Here is a 14,433-nt window from a genome sequence, read left to right as displayed (position 1 = left end):
GATCAATCACCTTGCTCAGGGATTTGCGAGCTTCGGTTTGGATCAACGGCACTGGAAAATGCCGTACTAAACTCACTCATTCTGTTCTCCTCGTTGAAGAACGGAAGACCAATGATCCGGTAGTCGGTGTTGTCCACGTAGACCTTGTGAGGAATAGCGTTGGCGTCAAGTGAAAGCAGGAAATCTTCCTTCCACTGATCTGTTTCTAGTAAGTGTTCACCTTTAGGTTCGATATAGATTTGCTGTTGCGAAACGACGTCGCCGTCTTTACGTAGTAGCAGTAGGAAATCTGGTTCGAACCGTTCTCCGGTCTCAAAAGAGTAGATTGCCAGCGGAGCGAGACGTTCGTTTCGAATCAGATAGACCTCGTCATAGTCCTGTTTAAGATCCTCAACCACTGTTGCGAAATACTTGACGAACGCCTTTTCTTCACTGGTACCGAAGTTGTCATTAAACACGTACCACTCCGCACGGTCCAGATCCACGTAATGATCTTTACTTTGATCACGGGTCTGGCTGTCTCCGAAGCCGCCCTCAATGACCTCCGAAATCTGAAGTTTCTTGTCCCTCAGAACTTCACTCAACCGCCTCGGGTAGAACTTGGTGGTACCTCGATACGCTACTTGAACCGTTTCCAAGTACCTTGCCACGGACTCGAACACCTTGGAAAGTCCCTCCACGAGGTCAACAGCGGTTAGGTCGCGGTTGTCGGACTGGAACACAATTTCTACGTCGCCTAGAAAAGCGTTTGAAGACACGAATTCGTGAGCACTCTTCAGGCTCGGAAAGTAGTGCCTTAGAACATCGAAACGTAGTCCGTCGAACCGAGCGAGGGTCCCGAGCAGGATGTTCGCAGGGATGTCAGAGATCTTCTTGCGCTGAATCACGCTCTTAGTGCTGGATACAGCTGTACGCGCAGAAGGCTCCTCATCCAGCAGACTGTTGAGCGTAGAAGGTGTCCGTCGGACATCGACTTGGTACAGCGCTGATTTGACCCGATTGTCTAGTGCAGTAACTTCGTCGCGTGATACCTCGACCCGTCTGTTGCTGAACAACTGGGCCTCATGGAAGAAAGTAGATTTCTTAAAGGACTCTTTCAGCTCATACGTGACCTCGACGCCGACTGGAGGAAGAAGACCGGTGCCTCGAAGAGCTGTGCGCAACTCATTGATGTATTTGGAGTCCTGCTTTGAGTGGTACAACAAAGTCTCCAACAGTCGATAGGGACTGCCTAGGTCATAATCGTACTTACGGACAAACGCTTCATCGGGTTCTATGTCAAGCTCTCCATCGTCGGGCAGGAATGGGAAGTAGCGCGCTCCTCGACCGATAAGTTGCGCTTCTTTGATGGTGTAAGCACCAGGCTTTCCTGCTTTACCGCCTTGACGTGTTTCATAGAGCCGCACGATGTCATAGAGATTTAGTACGTCCCACCCTTCGTTGAGCATGTCAACAGTGAAGATGATCCGGTAGGGGTTCGAGACGTCTTCCAGGGAGTTCACGGCCAGCTGCTTCTCAGCTGAGTTATCCGTCTTGCCATTCATGATGATGGCGTTTTCTTCATCAAAAGCGTGCTGAATACTCAAGCAGAGGGAATGCAGACTGGGGTCCCTATCACTGAAATACTCTATAGCCTCGTGGATCAGACCTTCGGTATCCAGCCCACGAATTTCATCTGGCGTTAGCCGCTTTAAGCGCTGGAAAAACTCGTCGTAGAAATCCCGCGAATCATCGACGCGTTGTGACTTAAGCAGCACCACAGGTTTGGCGGCGACTTTGAGGTCCGCGAAGAGGCTACGGCGATACTCCGACAGAATGAGCGCTTGGAGCGTTCTCCCCCACGGATCAAGAACAGACTGGTAATTCTTGAAGTCCTTAGTAAAACCGGACTCCCTGAATCTTGCTAGCGGATAGTCAAAGACAATCTTGTTCTTGTATTTGGCAAGGATATTGGGGTCGCGTAGGTCTACAGTGGCTGTAAATTCAAGCAGGACATTTTCCCGGTTTGCTTGAAACGCGGTGTTAACAACGTACTCCCAGGACCTGTCCTCTTCTGCCTCAGCCTTCGTCGCCTTCTTGGTGCGAGTATTCACATGGTGGGACTCGTCGGAGATCAAGACAACAGGGGTATCTTCAAAATCACTTATGGTGAGAGAGTCTTCTTTCGCATCGAAGAAGTCATAGTGCAACTTTTGAGTGGTTGTGAAGCACAGATTTATGGCATGAGGATCGGTGCTAGCGAAGTTAGAAACTTCGTTTACCCGAACTCGGACACCATTGATCTCGATAGCCTCTGCAAACAAATACTTGTTTGACGAGGCATCCAGAAAGTTGGACCGAGTCTTTTCGATGATGTTGGACTGATTAACAAAGAAAATGAAGTTACGATACCCCAGGCTGTAGTAGTGAAGAATCAGCCCTGCCATCATCACCGTCTTCCCGGACCCAGTTGCCATGTGGTACAGCAAGTGAGTTTGACGATTCTTTGAGAACTGAGTGTTCCCCAGGTACTCCAAAGTGTTGGAGAAAGCACGTTCCTGATATTCACGCAGGGAGATACGATCGCTCAAATTGTTCTTGAGATGCGCGGGCAAGGGGTGCCGCTTCCCAAAATCATAGAACATATCAAGCTGTTGAAATAGGAACATGTCATGGGATGTAGGTGTAGTCATGACTAACGCCCCTCATAGAAATTCTTAGTGAAGAGAACATCTGATTCGTCTAGCTCGTATGTAATGTCATTAATTTCAGAGGCATTGACGTACAGACGGTTCTTGTCAATAAGCTCAGCAACGACCGACTTCTGTTGTGCGAGCGACAACCCGGCGAACTCATTTTGAGCGCCCTGGAGCGACTCCGGGAGTACCGAAGGTCTTAGCAGGCCGTCGTTGGTAGCTTGGTCCAGAACCTGCTGAACACCTTGCGAGTCTTTTGCGGATTCGAGCGCATCCATTAGTTGCTCACCTTGTTGGGCGAGTTCGAGGTAGACAAACGCTCCGCCCCCCCTGCCACTCAACGGTTTTCGAGATACCAGTCTGTTCACCGTCTATCACACCTTTGAGACGCTTGACGGCTCCCTGGGGACCGTAATCCAATTGCTCCACACCGATGTAGCGCCGCCCCATCTTATGCGCGACAGCCGCTGTGGTTCCTGAGCCCAGGTGGTAGTCAAGCACAAGGTCGCCCTCGTTGGTGTTGAGCGCGATGATACGCTGCAGCAACTTTTCGGGCTTCTTTCCGCCTTTCAACTTCACGCCGCCTTCTGCCGCAATACCTTCATAGGGGGTATCTGTCCAGATATTCGTGACAGCCATGCTTGGCGCATCGACTCCGTTGATGTTGCGAACTTTCTTCGAGTAGAAAGCAATCTCTTGCCCATTGTGGACGTATACCGTGTACTGTCCTTCTCGCTCCACTGCGTAGATACGGTCTGGATTTTCCTTAGATAGTCCTCGCACTTCGACAATTTCGGAACCAGCTTTGTTACTGATCGCCGTATAACGGAAAACGGCATCTGCATGTGCTAGCGCGTACTCAGCAGCCATCTCGGCTACGACGGCTTTACCCATCTTTTCCGCATTGCCGCCACGGAGTCAAAACCGTGTTGTTCAGCGAGAATGTCGTAAATATTGGAGACGACCCAATCTTCAAACGGGTCATCTTTGTTGACAACGACGAACTTATAATTGCTATCCCACCCAGTCTCAACGTACTGGGTGTTGAACGTCCAACGGCGCTTATCTTTTCCGAATGCCAAAACATATTCCGCTGTCTCAAAAACACCGGCATTGACACTGGCGAACCCTGAAGGGGACTTTGTCCTTACCGTGATCTTGTTGAGGAAATTCTCCTCCCCGAAAATTTCCTTCATCAGGAGATGGAGTTCAGCCACGCCGTCATCGCTGATCTGTGCGAAGACGGCACCGTCCGGGGCAAGAAGCCGCTTGGCGATACGAAGCCGCTTCTCCATGAAAGTTAGCCATGTACTCTTCTTGAAATTGCTGTTGTAAGCAAAGGTGTCCTGCTCCTTCGAAGCATGGAAGTAGTATGGCGGATCAATGTAAATGCACTTGACTTTGCCTTCAAAGCGCTCGACTAGCGAGCTAAGGACAAGGAGATTGTTCCCTTTGATGATGAGGTTGTCATCCTCGTTTAATTCCGTCACAGCGCTAGAGCCATCAGAGTCGTACCGCACCGCGTTGACAAAAGCTTTCGGCGCAAGCAAACGAGCAACCTCGTCCGAGGCGAGTGTCTCGTTATAAAAGACCTCGTCTCGCTTCTCGTCCTCTTTGTCCTGCCCACCCTCAAGAACACAGTCTTTGTAAGGCCAAACGAGGCTAACGTCATTCAAGGAACTCACCAACGCCCCGTCCGCAGCGGAGAGCCCAATTTTGTTACGGAAGCTCGTGTAACTGTCGGGCAAGAACTCCTTCGAATTAACCACCCACATGAACTTCTCCAAGTCGAAGACTGTATAGCCACCGACCTCCTTGAACAAGTGGGTACCCAGCCGAGGGGAACTCAGCAATGTTTCGAGCAGCGCTGAATCTAAACGGTGCGCCGCATCTCGGATGACGGGCTTGAGAAGTCGGCCGTCTTGGGACACGAACCGGGCGTCACCCTTTAGGGCCTCTTCAAGTTCTTGCAAGAATCGCATGCGTCAACATCCTTCGTATTCACATTCGGTCGATCCGTACCTCCTGATTGCAGCGCCGCCATGAGGGCATAGCAGCAGGATGAAGGTGTACGAAAGCGCTATACGTAAGATCAAGTGTAACACAACTCACAAATTAACGATAACGTACAGCAGAGAGTTTCTTTTCACCGCTCGACATGCGGAACAACAAAAGCCGTGCCATACTTTTCTCGGAACGCCACGGTTGAGCAGTGTCACCCCCGATACACACAGGCAGATCTCCCCCCGAACTGCCGGCTCCCATGGCGTTCCTCGTTGCCGTAGCCCCTCACCAACACATCCTGTCGTTTAGGCCACCAACAGCTCTGGAGACAGCGCCGCTTTGTTGGAGTGTTGCAGTCTCATCTAGTGCAGGATTCAGACCCTAGTGCACCATCTAGTGCACCAAATGGCGTATTTTACCGAAAATAAAGAAAGCCCCTACCAGCGTTTCCACTGGTAGGGGCAGGAAGTTGGTAGCGGGGGCAGGATTCGAACCTACGACTTACGAATATCGACACTTTCAGGTTATCGGTAACGCTAGTCAGTCGCACTAGGTGTAACTATAGGTTGCACAATCACCAGTCAGTAGCACCCGCTTTTGTGGAAAGTGTGTCGTTTTTGTGTCGCACAGACACAAAATATCCGCGTTCGAACACACAGAACGAAACGAGACGACGACAGCCACCGCCACGACCACGAGCACGAGGACGACGACCACGGGCACGACAGCGCGGCCACGAGGACGACGACGACGGGCACGACAGCGCGGCCCCGGCCACGAGGACGAGGACGAGCACGACGACGAGGACGAGGACGACGACGGCCACCCCACGGCTCCGGCCACGAGCACGATGGCAGGACGAGCACGGCCGCCACGGCCCCGGCCACGAGCACGACGACCACGAGGACGAGGACGAGCACGACGACTAGGACGAGGACGACGACCACGGGCACGACGGCGCGGGCACGAGGACGGGCACGGCCCCGGCCACGAGCACGATGGCAGGACGAGCACGGCCGCCACGAGCACGACGACCACGAGGACGAGGACGAGCACGACGAGGACGGGCACGGCTCCGGCCACGAGCACGACGAGCACGGCCACGGCCCCGGCCACGAGCACGACGACCACGAGCACGACGACGAGGACGACGACCGGGACGAGGACGGCCACGGCTCCGGCCACGAGCACGAGGACGGCCACGAGCACGATGGCAGGACGAGCACGGCCGCCACGAGCACGATGGCAGGACGAGCACGGCCGCCACGAGCACGATGGCAGGACGAGCACGGGCACGAGGACGGGCACGGCTCCGGCCACGAGCACGAGGACGGCCACGAGCACGAGCACGAGCACGAGGACGGCCACGAGCACGATGGCAGGACGAGCACGGCCGCCACGGCCCCGGCCACGGGCACGACGACGGGAAAACTACGGTCACAGCCATACCAGAGCGGAGATACTACGGTCACAGCCACGACCACGAGGACGACGGCCACCGCCACAGCTCCGGCCACGAGCACGACGAGCGCGGACACGGCGACGACGAGGACGACCACGAGCACGGGCACGAGGACGACGGCCACCGCCACGGCTCCGGCCACGACGGCAGCACGAGCACGGCCACGACGACGAGGACGAGGACGGCCACGGCTCCGGCCACGAGCACGATGGCAGGACGAGCACGAGCACGAGGACGACGGCCACCGCCACAGCTCCGGCCACGAGCGCAACGGGCACGACGACGAGGACGACCACGAGCGCGGACACGGCGACGACGAGGACGAGGACCACGACGGCCACCGCCACGGCTCCGGCCACGACGGCAGCACGAGCACGGCCACGACGACGGCCACGACGACGAGGGGGAACAGACGAAAGTCTTTTGTAGAAAAGCCCAAAGCCCCCTAGTAGCCTTTATAAGGGCTAAGGGGGATTAACGTCACAGTGACTTTGATATATTCAGCGGTCTTGTTGCGGGGTTGGAAATGGCACCAACTTTCGACATAAGTTCTTCGGTTTTACGTTGAGACAGTGCCACATATCGTTGCGTGGTTGCGGGGGAACTATGTCCCAGTACTTGTTGCACGGCCAGTACATCGCCAGTCTGGTCATAAGCGACGGTTGCGAAACGGTGGCGGAGTTTATGCATTGTCACGCCCTCCGGCAGCAACTCGCTTACCAATTTCCCTACATAGTGCGGCGTAATGTGTCCGGTTTTTGACTTGCTAGGAAATATCCAGCCCGGTCCAAATTCCTGTAAGTCGCTGTAGATACTATTCGTTAATGGCAAGATTCGTTCTTTTCGTCCTTTGCCGTTGATAACGAGGGCGCGACAATGTTCAAGTTCTATGATGTCCCGGCTGTGTACGCTTGCAACTTCCGCGCGCCTTAGACCTAGTTCAGCGGCTAGACGTAGCATAAGGCGTTCCCGTGGTTTAGCGACCACGAGTGCAAATTGATAGGCGGATTCAGTAGCAGGGCGCGGGATACCAATAGTGCCTTTGACTTTCGGTAATCCATGCGACGGGTCATGAGTCAACCGACCTGCCAATACGGCCCATTCAAAGAACCCCTTGACAGAGCTACGCGCTAGCCGCTTTGTCTCGGGTGCCCAATCTTTGCTAATCATCCATTCAATTAGGTCGTCCAGCGTCACGAGTTCCGGGGCGGTATTTTCAAGGAATTTGACGAGGTTGCGCAAATGAGACAGGCGCGTTTTTAGTGTTGACTCCGGCGTTCCACCCGCGCGCGCGTACTTTGTCCAGTCCGTCAACAGCTTTGACCATTCTGTGGGCAGTTCGCGCGGTTGTGGACCATATTGCCGCGGGTCGTCATTTGCGGCGGCGCGGCGGTCCTGGTCCCGTTCTTCGCTTGCGGTGAAAGTGAGCTTTAGGTCAATGGCGGGATTATCAAAGCGGTATCCGGTTTCCTGTTGCCATCGCCAAAATGCGCGGAATGACTTGACATAGNCGACCACGGGCACGACGGCGCGGGCACGAGGACGGGCACGGCCCCGGCCACGAGCACGGCGACGAGGACGACGACCGGGGACGAGGACGGCCACGAGCACGATGGCAGGACGAGCACGGCCGCCACGGCCCCGGCCACGAGGACGACGACCACGAGGACGAGGACGAGCACGACGACTAGGACGAGGACGACGACGGCCACCCCGCGACTCCGGCCACGAGCACGACGAGCACGGCCACGGCCCCGGCCACGAGCACGACGAGCACGGCCACGGCCCCGGCCACGAGCACGACGACCACGAGGACGAGGACGAGGACGAGGACGACGACTAGGATGAGGACGACGACGGCCACCCCGCGGCTCCGGCCACGAGCGCGGCCGCGCGGGCACGGGGACCAGGACGAGCAACGACACGGCACAATTGACTTCCAAGGCGTTTGCCGTTGCAGATAGGTATTGATTTGGCGACTCCCGCACGTTTGCGGGAAGTTTCAGCACAAACTCGGCGTAATGTACCTACCCCCGGTTCCTGCGCGACCGGGAGAAAAGGAAAACGGGGCGCGGGGTTTCCCGTGGGGTCTAATGTCTAAAAACTGCACACTAGAACGACCACATCTAGATTAACCGGTCGCAGTCAGTTACACGATTGGCTTTGACTCAAGAGCACGGGAGGAACCGCAACCACCGTGCAATGATTGGCCTACACGTTTACGTTAGGCATGACTACCCATAGGTCCTACAGATTTGTAGTCCTTTCCGGCCAAGAGTCTCGACAGCGCCAACCTAGCAGATTCATTTCCTTTCTGCATTCACGTTCTTAATTGTTGGCGGGAAAACCGGGATAACCTCCCAAACCCCTACTACCTGCACAAACGGTGACATATATCCGGCGCAAAACCCCGCGGAAACTACGGAATAACCTCCGGAATAACCCCATTTAGACTGTCACTTAACGCCTTTCTGTGATGCATTTCACTACATAGTTCAGTTTGGCCGGACTACCTACGGCCACGAGGACGACGGCCACCGCCACGGCTCCGGCCACAAGCACGACGAGCGCGGACACGGCGACGACGAGGACGAGGACGGCCACGGCTCCGGCCACGAGCACGAGGACGGCCACGAGCGCGATGGCAGGACGAGCACGGGCACGAGGGCGACGGCCACCGCCACAGCTCCGGCCACGAGCGCAACGGGCACGACGACGAGGACGAGGACCACGACGGCCACCCCGCGACTCCGGCCACAAGCACNTAGCTGTTTTGATACGGCGCTTGTCTAGGTACTCTTGCAAGTCCGATGTTCTCACCTCGTCTGGAGAGAACTCAAAAGACTGTGCAAATTTCACTAGGTGTCCCCTACGCTGCGTTCGAATTTGCGTTGAAATTCCTTCGACGGTCTGCGATTTTTCGAACCTTGAAAGTAAAGTTTCCCAATCCTCGTGCATGGCGTGTTCCCTTAGAACGGCGGTTCATCGTTGGTACTTGGCTTAGGGACGACGTATCCAGCGCCCGCGGGTGAACCGTTGAAAGTGGGGAGTTCGACCAGGGGGCGGAGTTTGCGCGCTTTGATTGAATGCTTGCTGCGCGTTTCACCGTCCTTGTTCTTCCACTCGTGCAGCTTGAGTTCTCCCGAAATGTAGAGCTGCGTTCCAGTTGCGATTTTCCCGACCAACACAGCCCCGTCATCGCCAAAGTATTCCACGTCAATAAACAGACGGTCGCCATCTTCCCACGCTTGAGTTTTGGCATTGAAGCGGCGGTTGCTGGCAGCTACGCGGACTTCTAGGACGGTTGCAAGGGTCCCATCTTTGCGGGTAATTTGCTTAAGATTTGGCATTGCCGCGGCGCGGAAATCGGAGTTAATCATTGGTAGTGGCATGGTGTTTCTCCTTAGATGAGTTCGATAATTTGGGGCGGACGGCCACCGTTAGGCATTTCCGGTTTGTAGTGCCTAATCCGGCCTTTTTGCGTCAATGAATTGATAGCGTGATCCATAGCGTTAGAGGACTTTTTCTTACCTAGCGCGGTTTGTAGTTCGCTGCGTTTCATCTTTCCTGTAGGCGTTGCCCTAAGGGCTTCTAGCACTTTGCGTTCCAGTTCGGTTTGCGCTTCGCCCGCGGCGCTAGAGAGCAAATGCCGGATTGTTGCGTGCCAGTATTCGGCCAATTGTTGTGCGGCCCGAACGTGATTTGTCGTGATGACGTTCGTACCGTCAAGGGCGGCTAAGACAATGTGCATTTTCTGTTGGTAGATGATTGTTCGATCAATCATCGTTTGCACGTTGTCTACTTCATGGCGCACGACTCGTTCATAGTGCCGTAACTGGTCAAATTCCTGCGCGGCCTCGTCGCTATAGGAAATTTGTCCGATTTTCGACGCGTTGCTAATGCGCATTGCAAGTTCATTTTGCAGCCGCGTTAATTCAGCGTCCGGGATACCCTCGGAATTGGCAGACAGTTCTTTAGACTGGGTGGAATAGCAGAACATAATACGGTTGAGGGTGCCGCCTTGAATGTCGCTAGATTCATTGGTGAGAGAGCGAAATTCGCTAGGCGTTACGTGGCCCAAAAATCCAAGTACGTAGTTTTCGGCCCGCATTTTTTCGCGCTTCGTGTTGTTCTCCAAAGGACGACCATCAAATGCGCGGCGCATATTATCCAACAGTGTTGAGCTTTCACCGCGGCCTTTTTTAAGGACACGAGAAAGTTCTTCTTCAATCCAAGCAACTTTCTTTGGGGCATAATCGCTAACGGTTACGTCCAGGTCCTCACCATCGTCCAAGTCAGGGCTTAGGGCGCGGATAAGGCCCTCACCACTGTCAATTGAAAAGCGCGCGTAGCTTTTGAGAACCGTTATATTGAGCAATTTTCGTGCCAGGGTCAAAGAACGTCCTTTAACGCCACGACCAGAGGGTCCGCACACAATCAGGAACATGTTAGCGACAATGTTGTCGTTTTGCGACCGGATATAGGGTCCGTTAGGGACGCACAGTAGGAACCCAATAAAGTTCATGAGAGTCAGGTAAAGGGCGATGGCGCTTACTTCCGTGTATGGCATAACGCGGCGGACTATATTCCCCAAGACACCCGGTAATTGTTCTTCCGGGAATACAGGGGCGGGCACTGCATAGTAGACCCCCTCGTCCTCGTGCTTATCAGAGATAGCAACGGCGGGCGCGGGTGGCACATCTTCGGGCGGTATATCCGGTACCGGCGTGCCGTCGTCAAAGTATCCGGGCACCGGGCTACTTTCATCAAAAACGCTGTAGTCTGGTTCAGCTAAGTTCATGCGGGCAACCTCCTTTCTGAGATTAGTTGTTCGAGTCCCCCAATGCGCCGGTTAATGTATTCAATGCGGTTGTTTAGCTCGGTAAGGCACATGTTGAGTTCGGGAAATGATGACTCCTGTGCCATATCGGCTAGTTGCTTAAAGTCCTCGAAAGCGCGGCGAGCACTATTCTTAAGAACTCCTAGAGCGCTAATGTGCAGATGAAAGCGAGTGGGAACTTGCCTGTACATTTCAAAGACTTCGTTCCCCATATCCCTAGCCCGTATCGGCCCCAGGTTGCTTTGAAGATTTTCAAGAACCACAACGGGATCAGGATCTCGTGGGTATTCCGCTTCTTTAACGATGATGCAATACACCGCATATAGGCGGCGGTCGCAAAAGTCACGTTCATCAATGAACCGTGAGATTTTGAGGACTTCCGCAGCAGTTGAATGTAGTAACGTCCCGATGAATTGACGTTCCATTGAATTAACGTTCATCTCTACCCCGCCTTACGTTGCGCGGTGGACGAGACACATTGTTGCTGTGCCCATTCAAGGACTCCGGCGCGTGGATAGCGGACAAAGCGACCAAATCGGTAGTACTCCGGTCCAGTACCGGCGTTGCGCCAATGACGCACGGCATAAACGGTCACGTTAAGCATGTCCGCTACGTCGTTATCCGTGATGAAGTCACCCACAGCATTATCGGTCATTGTTTTCCTCCTCCTGCGCGGCCATCAGTTCCAGGACGTACTTGTCTACAGACTCCGGCAGGTAACGCACATGACGGCCCACCTTGACGTAGTGCGGACCTTTCTTTGCCGTCCTCCAATAGTTCACCGTGGAGACAGGCACGCCTAGTCGCTGCGCGACCTCGTTACTGGTCAAGAGTTTCATTCCATTTTCCTTACGGGCGTTCAGTGTGACTCATGTTTTCAACCGCGTTCATTGAGTATTTGCGGTTACTCAACTACTATCACGTGTCATGGAGTATTCGCAATTACCCAATGGAGATTTGGCACCTACTCGACTGGAATGGGTTTTTATGCCCGATACTTTCCAAGTCAGAGTGCTAGACGCGGACGGCGTGCCATCTAAACAGTCCGTTTCAACTGAACTTATGTACCCCGCTTTTTTCGAGGTCAAGACGAGCGACCATGAACACCCGTTGAGCACCTACACGTTCATACTTGAGATTGAACGGCGCGATGAACTAGTGGAGTGTCTGGAATTGCGGATTATCCGGCCTAAAGACTCCCCCGCCATTACGTCTAGTACGTTGCGGGAAGTTCCGGTAAAGGACATGCTGGCAGCATGTCGCACGGCTGGAAACATCGCCCATCGCGCAAACTTTGGCGAGCCGTGGGGCGACTGGCAAAGAATTTCCCTTGTAGGTCCAGCGGACATGTTGCGTGGAAAATCACCAGACGAGATTAGAAAGATAAAGGGATACAAGCATTTCCCACCGCTTACAGGTGACGAGCACGACGGTTTCCATCTAGACGAGGACCAGGCCAAAGACTATGTTGCTACCCTGCGCGGTTTTGGTCCGAGTTCCGAGGAAGTCCAGGGCGCGATTTATTGGCTGTATCACTTTGCAGAAGCCCACGATTTAGCGCCGGTCATGTTCATTCAGCGCACGTTAGGGCTACCTAGCGCAACAACGAGTCATTGGGTCAAGTTAGCCCGCGAGTCGGGAACATTGCCACCATCGACGCGACGACCACGCACGAGAAAGAACTAAGGTTCATGCTCACCAAAACACTAACCCCCATCGAACTTAGGGCGTTTCAGCAGCATTGTTCAGCACACCCGCTTTTAGTGTCAGAGGGTGTCACGGCCGCTATCAATATCACGATGGCGACGGGCGCGGCGGTTTCCGACGTTGCGGGGCTGCGCTGGTTTCACGTCGATTGGTTGGACGGGCGTGTTGAGCTAGGTCATCCAGGTTTCAGCGGCCCGCGCTTTGCCCCGTTGTCCGACAGTTTGCGCGCGTGCTTGCTTGACATAGCGGACAGGCAAGACGAGTTCCATCGTGGCGGCTTTGTGGTTCAGGACGGCGCGGGCGACCCGTGGCCCCCAATGGACCTAGCTAATATGCTGCGCCTTGCTCTCGTCCAGTTTTTCGGCCCGGGATATTCGGCGGTTTCCCTGCGAAAGTCGGTGCTAAGGACTGGTATTTATGGGGCGTAGACCATTGCCAGTGGGCACATGGGGCACGATTACTTTTACAGAAATTGCACCGGGCAAAGTGCGAGCACGCGCGAGTTTCCGAGACATGGACGGCAAGACACGTCAGGTCAGCAAGTTCGGTACATCAAAGGCCAGCGCACAGCGTGCACTAGTTGAGACGTTGAGGACCAGGACGGGGTTTAGTACCAACCTTATTAACGCGGATACAAAGTTCATCGTTGCCTGTGAAGCATGGTTGCGAGAAATTGAGCAGTCAGACCGCGCGGAGTCTACTAAAAATCAGTGGCGGCGCTGCATCAATAACCGGGTGCGCACGAGCATAGGTGACCTAGCTATTTCAGAGGTGACTATCCCAGTCCTTGACATGGCTATTGCCAGTGTCGCGGAGAATGTCGGCCCGGGGGCTGCGTCCACGTATAAGACAGTTCTTTCGGCCGTTTTCGGCCACATTGTGCGACTAGGCGTAATTCCCAGTAATCCCGTAGCACAAACCGCACGGCTTAAGAGCAAAAAGGGCGAGAAGCGGCCTAAGCGCGCCTTAACCGCGGACGAGGTATCAACCTTGCTTGCACTACTTAAAAGTGACGCACAGGCGCGGGAAACTGGCCTAACAGACCTTGTGACGTTCATGCTAGGTACTGGCGTGCGTATTGGTGAAGCGTTATCCCTGCGCGGTCAATACGTCGATTTTTCTACTCATACCGTGACGATCATGTCCACCCTTAGCGATGGCAAGGGCAAGGGTGTTTTCGTTCAGGATAAGACTAAATCGGCGGCGGGCTACCGCGTCCTAGCGCTCAACCGGCAAATTATGGACATGTTGGTTCGGCGTTCTCAAATGAACTGGCCAGATAATTCCCAAGGTCTCGTTTTCCCCAATTCGTTAGGGCACATCTGGCAGCGCGGCTATGCCACGAAAGAGTTGCGACGAGTCCTAGACCCCGCGGGATTTTCGTGGGTCACGTTTCACACGTTCCGAAAGACAGTTGCTACCCGCTTAGATGAAGCGGGACTTACCGCGCGCGAAATTGCGGACCAGTTAGGACACGAGCAACCTAGCATGACGACCGATGTTTATATGGGGCGCAAAGTTGTTTCCGAAAAGGTTATCGATCCACTTTCATGGTGATAATTCGGGTTTGAGAAATTTTATTGTGTCGTTTTTGTGTCGCAAAAAAGGCCCGGTCTTAGCTTATACCAGATATGACCAGGCCTTTTGCACTTTGTAGCGGGGGCAGGATTCGAACCTACGACCTCTGGGTTATGAGCCCAGCGAGCTACCGAGCTGCTCCACCCCGCGACGCATGAAACAAAGAG

The 14,433-nt window shown here is 54.4% G+C and carries 16 protein-coding genes and 1 tRNA gene; 4 read left to right on the top strand and 13 right to left on the bottom strand.

The window, feature by feature from the left end; genetic code table 11:
* Nucleotides 1-2: 2 nt before the first annotated feature.
* From BN9444_RS04685 to BN9444_RS14110, 4 genes are read right to left on the bottom strand one after another with little or no spacing between them, the layout of a single operon-like run.
* Nucleotides 3-2,672 carry a DEAD/DEAH box helicase family protein gene (locus tag BN9444_RS04685; protein WP_068801516.1) on the bottom strand — a complete coding sequence of 890 codons (2,670 nt, stop codon included), beginning with the start codon at nt 2,670-2,672 and terminating at the stop codon, nt 3-5.
* Between the two features lie 2 nt (nt 2,673-2,674).
* Entirely contained in the window at nt 2,675-2,953 is a 279-nt protein-coding gene (locus BN9444_RS14680; RefSeq protein ID WP_199872848.1) for a hypothetical protein, read from the bottom strand.
* Between the two features lie 7 nt (nt 2,954-2,960).
* A complete protein-coding gene (locus tag BN9444_RS14115) occupies nt 2,961-3,569 on the bottom strand; it encodes a DNA methyltransferase (protein WP_199872847.1) in 609 nt (202 codons plus the stop codon).
* Nucleotides 3,551-4,657: a DNA methyltransferase gene (locus BN9444_RS14110; protein WP_141681488.1), complete on the bottom strand. Its 1,107-nt coding sequence runs from the start codon at nt 4,655-4,657 to the stop codon at nt 3,551-3,553. Before BN9444_RS14110 ends, BN9444_RS14115 begins: the two co-directional genes overlap by 19 nt.
* Before the next feature lie 628 nt (nt 4,658-5,285).
* On the opposite strand from BN9444_RS14110, the gene BN9444_RS14490 reads away from it, so the two are divergent.
* Entirely contained in the window at nt 5,286-6,590 is a 1,305-nt protein-coding gene (locus BN9444_RS14490) for a hypothetical protein (RefSeq protein ID WP_068801515.1), read from the top strand.
* Nucleotides 6,591-6,621: 31 nt separating this feature from the next.
* On the opposite strand, the gene BN9444_RS13470 is transcribed toward BN9444_RS14490, so the two are convergent.
* From BN9444_RS13470 to BN9444_RS04640, 8 genes are all read right to left on the bottom strand, one after another.
* Complete coding sequence (locus BN9444_RS13470) at nt 6,622-7,383, bottom strand: tyrosine-type recombinase/integrase (RefSeq protein ID WP_338078334.1); 762 nt, start codon at nt 7,381-7,383, stop codon at nt 6,622-6,624.
* A gap of 445 nt (nt 7,384-7,828) precedes the next feature.
* Nucleotides 7,829-8,005, bottom strand: coding sequence for a hypothetical protein (locus tag BN9444_RS14480; RefSeq protein ID WP_154666896.1), 177 nt, complete (start codon nt 8,003-8,005; stop codon nt 7,829-7,831).
* Nucleotides 8,006-8,601: 596 nt separating this feature from the next.
* Nucleotides 8,602-8,775, bottom strand: coding sequence for a hypothetical protein (locus tag BN9444_RS14675; protein WP_199872846.1), 174 nt, complete (start codon nt 8,773-8,775; stop codon nt 8,602-8,604).
* Nucleotides 8,776-9,110: 335 nt separating this feature from the next.
* Nucleotides 9,111-9,533, bottom strand: a complete 423-nt coding sequence (locus BN9444_RS04660) for a single-stranded DNA-binding protein (RefSeq protein WP_084759245.1) — start codon at nt 9,531-9,533, stop codon at nt 9,111-9,113.
* An 11-nt stretch (nt 9,534-9,544) separates the two neighbouring features.
* On the bottom strand, nt 9,545-10,942 hold the full coding sequence (locus tag BN9444_RS04655) for a DUF3987 domain-containing protein (RefSeq protein WP_068801511.1): 1,398 nt from the start codon (nt 10,940-10,942) through the stop codon (nt 9,545-9,547).
* Complete coding sequence (locus BN9444_RS04650) at nt 10,939-11,421, bottom strand: hypothetical protein (protein ID WP_068801510.1); 483 nt, start codon at nt 11,419-11,421, stop codon at nt 10,939-10,941. Before BN9444_RS04650 ends, BN9444_RS04655 begins: the two co-directional genes overlap by 4 nt.
* Nucleotides 11,422-11,423: 2 nt before the next feature.
* Nucleotides 11,424-11,636 (bottom strand): helix-turn-helix domain-containing protein, encoded by a 213-nt coding sequence (locus BN9444_RS04645; protein WP_068801509.1) that lies wholly within the window; start codon nt 11,634-11,636, stop codon nt 11,424-11,426.
* Entirely contained in the window at nt 11,626-11,820 is a 195-nt protein-coding gene (locus BN9444_RS04640; protein ID WP_068801508.1) for a helix-turn-helix transcriptional regulator, read from the bottom strand. The genes BN9444_RS04645 and BN9444_RS04640 overlap by 11 nt, the downstream gene beginning before the upstream one ends.
* Nucleotides 11,821-11,908: 88 nt before the next feature.
* Here BN9444_RS04640 and BN9444_RS04635 point away from each other — a divergent pair, with 88 nt between their 5' ends.
* The 3 genes from BN9444_RS04635 to BN9444_RS04625 are packed head-to-tail and all read left to right on the top strand — an operon-like array spanning nt 11,909 to nt 14,245.
* A complete protein-coding gene (locus tag BN9444_RS04635; protein ID WP_141681487.1) occupies nt 11,909-12,667 on the top strand; it encodes an SKP1 family protein in 759 nt (252 codons plus the stop codon).
* 5 nt (nt 12,668-12,672) lie between these two features.
* The gene (locus BN9444_RS04630; RefSeq protein WP_068801506.1) at nt 12,673-13,116 is read left to right on the top strand and encodes a site-specific integrase; all 444 of its coding nucleotides are present in this window, start codon (nt 12,673-12,675) and stop codon (nt 13,114-13,116) included.
* A 10-nt stretch (nt 13,117-13,126) separates the two neighbouring features.
* Nucleotides 13,127-14,245: a tyrosine-type recombinase/integrase gene (locus BN9444_RS04625; RefSeq protein ID WP_199872845.1), complete on the top strand. Its 1,119-nt coding sequence runs from the start codon at nt 13,127-13,129 to the stop codon at nt 14,243-14,245.
* 97 nt (nt 14,246-14,342) lie between these two features.
* Here BN9444_RS04625 and BN9444_RS04620 read toward each other — a convergent pair.
* A tRNA-Met gene (locus BN9444_RS04620) sits at nt 14,343-14,416 on the bottom strand.
* Between the last annotated feature and the right edge of the window lie 17 nt (nt 14,417-14,433).

It is taken from the genome of Corynebacterium phoceense (assembly GCF_900092335.1).
Lineage (GTDB): Bacteria > Actinomycetota > Actinomycetes > Mycobacteriales > Mycobacteriaceae > Corynebacterium > Corynebacterium phoceense.
The sequence above is the reverse complement of the archived record's forward strand: the minus strand, read 5'-3'. Positions and strand labels throughout refer to the sequence as shown.

Excerpts from the sequence above, each read along its gene's own strand:
- BN9444_RS04685 (WP_068801516.1), bottom strand. The coding sequence starts at position 2,672 with ATGACTACACCTACATCCCATGACATGTTCCTATTTCAACAGCTTGAT.
- BN9444_RS14680 (WP_199872848.1), bottom strand. The coding sequence starts at position 2,953 with ATGGATGCGCTCGAATCCGCAAAAGACTCGCAAGGTGTTCAGCAGGTT.
- BN9444_RS14115 (WP_199872847.1), bottom strand. The coding sequence starts at position 3,569 with ATGGGTAAAGCCGTCGTAGCCGAGATGGCTGCTGAGTACGCGCTAGCA.
- BN9444_RS14110 (WP_141681488.1), bottom strand. The coding sequence starts at position 4,657 with ATGCGATTCTTGCAAGAACTTGAAGAGGCCCTAAAGGGTGACGCCCGG.
- BN9444_RS04660 (WP_084759245.1), bottom strand. The coding sequence starts at position 9,533 with ATGCCACTACCAATGATTAACTCCGATTTCCGCGCCGCGGCAATGCCA.
- BN9444_RS04655 (WP_068801511.1), bottom strand. The coding sequence starts at position 10,942 with ATGAACTTAGCTGAACCAGACTACAGCGTTTTTGATGAAAGTAGCCCG.
- BN9444_RS04650 (WP_068801510.1), bottom strand. The coding sequence starts at position 11,421 with ATGAACGTTAATTCAATGGAACGTCAATTCATCGGGACGTTACTACAT.
- BN9444_RS04645 (WP_068801509.1), bottom strand. The coding sequence starts at position 11,636 with ATGACCGATAATGCTGTGGGTGACTTCATCACGGATAACGACGTAGCG.
- BN9444_RS04640 (WP_068801508.1), bottom strand. The coding sequence starts at position 11,820 with ATGAAACTCTTGACCAGTAACGAGGTCGCGCAGCGACTAGGCGTGCCT.
- BN9444_RS04635 (WP_141681487.1), top strand. The coding sequence starts at position 11,909 with ATGGAGTATTCGCAATTACCCAATGGAGATTTGGCACCTACTCGACTG.
- BN9444_RS04630 (WP_068801506.1), top strand. The coding sequence starts at position 12,673 with ATGCTCACCAAAACACTAACCCCCATCGAACTTAGGGCGTTTCAGCAG.